The sequence below is a fragment of the Bifidobacterium sp. genome (assembly GCF_050874245.1).
GTDB lineage: Bacteria > Actinomycetota > Actinomycetes > Actinomycetales > Bifidobacteriaceae > Bifidobacterium.
Genome location: NZ_JBNMKH010000140.1, coordinates 1 through 2821, shown reverse-complemented (window position 1 = coordinate 2821; position 2821 = coordinate 1). Strand labels below are relative to the sequence as shown.

The 2821-nt window shown below is 59.9% G+C and carries 2 protein-coding genes; both read left to right on the top strand.

Translation table 11 applies throughout. The features are described from left to right. The first annotated feature begins 26 nt into the window (after positions 1-26). Complete coding sequence (locus ACR0P8_RS09230) at positions 27-905, top strand: carbohydrate ABC transporter permease (protein ID WP_003806602.1); 879 nt, start codon at positions 27-29, stop codon at positions 903-905. An 11-nt stretch (positions 906-916) separates the two neighbouring features. Then, a complete protein-coding gene (locus ACR0P8_RS09225) occupies positions 917-2092 on the top strand; it encodes a glycoside hydrolase family 1 protein (RefSeq protein ID WP_432624778.1) in 1176 nt (391 codons plus the stop codon). The last annotated feature ends 729 nt before the right edge of the window (positions 2093-2821 follow it).

Genomic DNA, 2821 nt, shown 5'->3' with positions numbered 1-2821 from the left:
GTTCCGCATTCTCAAGGAGGATTGAGATGACAGCCACGACGGTCGCGGCCTCGAGGCCGCAAAGCAACAAGCAGTCGCTCTGGCGCCGATTCGTCAAGGGACGTGGCCTCTCCTACTGCGTCCTGGCGGTGATCGGAGTCTTCTGGATCTTCCCGTTCCTGTGGATGGCGCTGGGATCGTTGAAGACCCAGAGGGAGATCCTCGCCAAACCGCCGAAGCTCCTGCCCGAGCACGCCTCGCTCGCGAACTTCGCGAAATGGTTCGGCGAGTTGAACTTCGGCACCTACTTCACCAACAGCATGGTCGTCGCCGTGATTACCGTCCTCGGGAACATGGTGTTCTGCTCCATGGTCGGATACGCCCTGGCAAAGATGGACTTCGCTGGCAAGAACATCCTGTTCGGCGCCGTCATGGTGACGCTCATGGTCCCGAGCGTGGCCACGTTCGTCCCCCTGTTCGTGATTATCTCGAACATGGGACTCGCGAACTCCTACGCGGCGCTCATCCTGCCGTTCCTGTGCCAGCCCATCGGGGTCTTCCTGATGCGGCAGTTCATCTCCGGAATCCCCGACGCGCTGATGGAGGCCGCGAGGGTCGACGGAGCCGGCGAGCTGCGCATATTCTTCCAGATCGTCCTGCCCCAGTGTGGGCCGCCGCTGGCGACGCTGTCCATCCTCACGTTCCTGTCCTCCTGGAACAACTTCCTGTGGCCGCTGGTCGCGGCTCAGACCGAGGAGAAGTACACGCTGCCCGTGGCGCTGTCCCTCTACTCCACCGGCCAGAACGCTACGAACTACAGCGTCCTGCTCGCCGGAGCCGTACTGGTGGTCACCCCGATCCTCCTCCTGTTCGTATTCCTGCAGCGCTACTTCATCCAAGGCGTCGCCGGAACGGGCATCAAATAGAAAGACATGTCATGAAAGAACAATACGAGTTCCCGTCGGAATTCATCTGGGGCGCGTCCACGGCCGCGCACCAGATCGAGGGGAACAACGTCGCGAGCGACTGGTGGGCCAGGGAGCACGCCGAACGCACGGACCTCAGCGAGCCGTCGGGAGACGCGGCCGACAGCTACCACCGTTACGGCGAGGACATCAGAATGCTCGCCGACGCCGGATTGGGCATGTATCGCTTCTCCATCGAATGGGCCCGCATCGAGCCTGCGGAGGGCCGCTTCTCCAAAGCGCAGCTGCTGCACTACCGCCGTATGATCGACGCGTGCCATGAGAACGGCGTCGAGCCCATGGTCACACTGAACCACATGACGCTGCCGCTGTGGCTCGCCGCCAAGGGCGGATGGCTCAACGCCGATGCCGTCGACTACTTCGCCCGGTACGTGCGGTACGTGATGCCGATACTCCACGACGTTACCTGGGTGTGCACCATCAACGAGCCGAACATGGTCGCGTTGACCCGTGGCGGGACCGAAGGCAGCGACTTCGTGGCCGCCTCGCTGCCCGCACCCGATCCGGACATCTCCGCTACGCTCGTCAAAGCGCACAGGAAAGCCAGGGAAATACTGTCCGAAAACCCGCATATCAAGTCCGGGTGGACCATCGCCTGCCAGGCGTTCCACGCCATGCCCGGATGCGAACGGGAGATGGAGGAATACCAGTATCCACGCGAGGACTACTTCACCGCGGCCGCGGCCGGGGACGACTTCATCGGCGTGCAGGCCTATCTGAGGACCTTCATCGGCAAGGACGGACCCGTGCCGGTCCCCGAGGACGCGGAACGCACCCTCACCGGCTGGGAGTACTTCCCGCCGGCGTTGGGCATCGCCATCCGGCACACATGGGACGTCGCCGGACACACGCCGATAATCGTCACTGAGAACGGCATCGCCACTGCTGACGACCGCCGGAGGATCGACTACACCTTCGGCGCCATAGCCGGCATGCGCGACGCGATGGATGACGGCATCGACGTGAGGGGATACCTCCACTGGTCCCTGCTCGACAATTATGAGTGGGGCTCGTTCACTCCGACGTTCGGCCTGGCCTCTTGGGACAAGGACACCTTCGAACGCCATCCGAAGCCATCCTTGGACTGGCTGGGGTCAATCGCGAGAACGGGGGTAATGTCCAGATAGAAGGTCGTTTACTTCATTCTCCATTCCATTCCCGTGAGAGGGCGCACGCCTTTGGAGCGTGCGCCCTCTCACGGCTATTCATTGGGAAGACCGACTGCTGGCGTGACGAAGACTTCTCGTACTCCATGATCGGGAATGAACACCCCGTGACGGCGGATCGGCCGCTATGTCTATGGCACTCCGGCGGATGATGTTCCGAAACCTGTTCCGTAATCAGCGTCAAATCGAGGTGGACGCTTCCAGCACTTAATCTGAGCACCTTTATTTGATTGCATACAACGTGCGAGGGTGGTGTCATTTGGGTACCAGCGGTGTCTTTTGGGTACCACCATGGCATTTGGGTGGTGTCATTCGGGTACCGGTGTGACGTTTGGTGGTGTCTTCTGGGTACCAACTGGTGTTATTTGGGTACCGATGTCAAAAAATGGTGTTATTTGGATACCATTTTGACGTCTTTCAGCGGCTGGTTTCCCGTAAATCATGGGATTCAACGGTCCGAAACGTGGAAAATCGTCGTTTCGTGTCTTTTAGGTACCGATGTGTCTTTTAGGTACCGACGCAACACGTATAAGTAGTGTTATTCAGGTAGGGGCTGGTGCCGTTTTGTTGGACTCGTCATTGATTCCATCACCACCAATCATGCCACAAGACCGAGCTCGCGTCGACGGTCCATGATGCTCATGCCGAACTCCGTCTTGATCCGCTTGTCCCGATACCAGACCATGTACT

What these genes read in the sequence shown, in the direction of transcription:
- ACR0P8_RS09225 (WP_432624778.1), top strand. Translation starts at nt 917, where the DNA reads ATGAAAGAACAATACGAGTTCCCGTCGGAATTCATCTGGGGCGCGTCC.
- ACR0P8_RS09230 (WP_003806602.1), top strand. Translation starts at nt 27, where the DNA reads ATGACAGCCACGACGGTCGCGGCCTCGAGGCCGCAAAGCAACAAGCAG.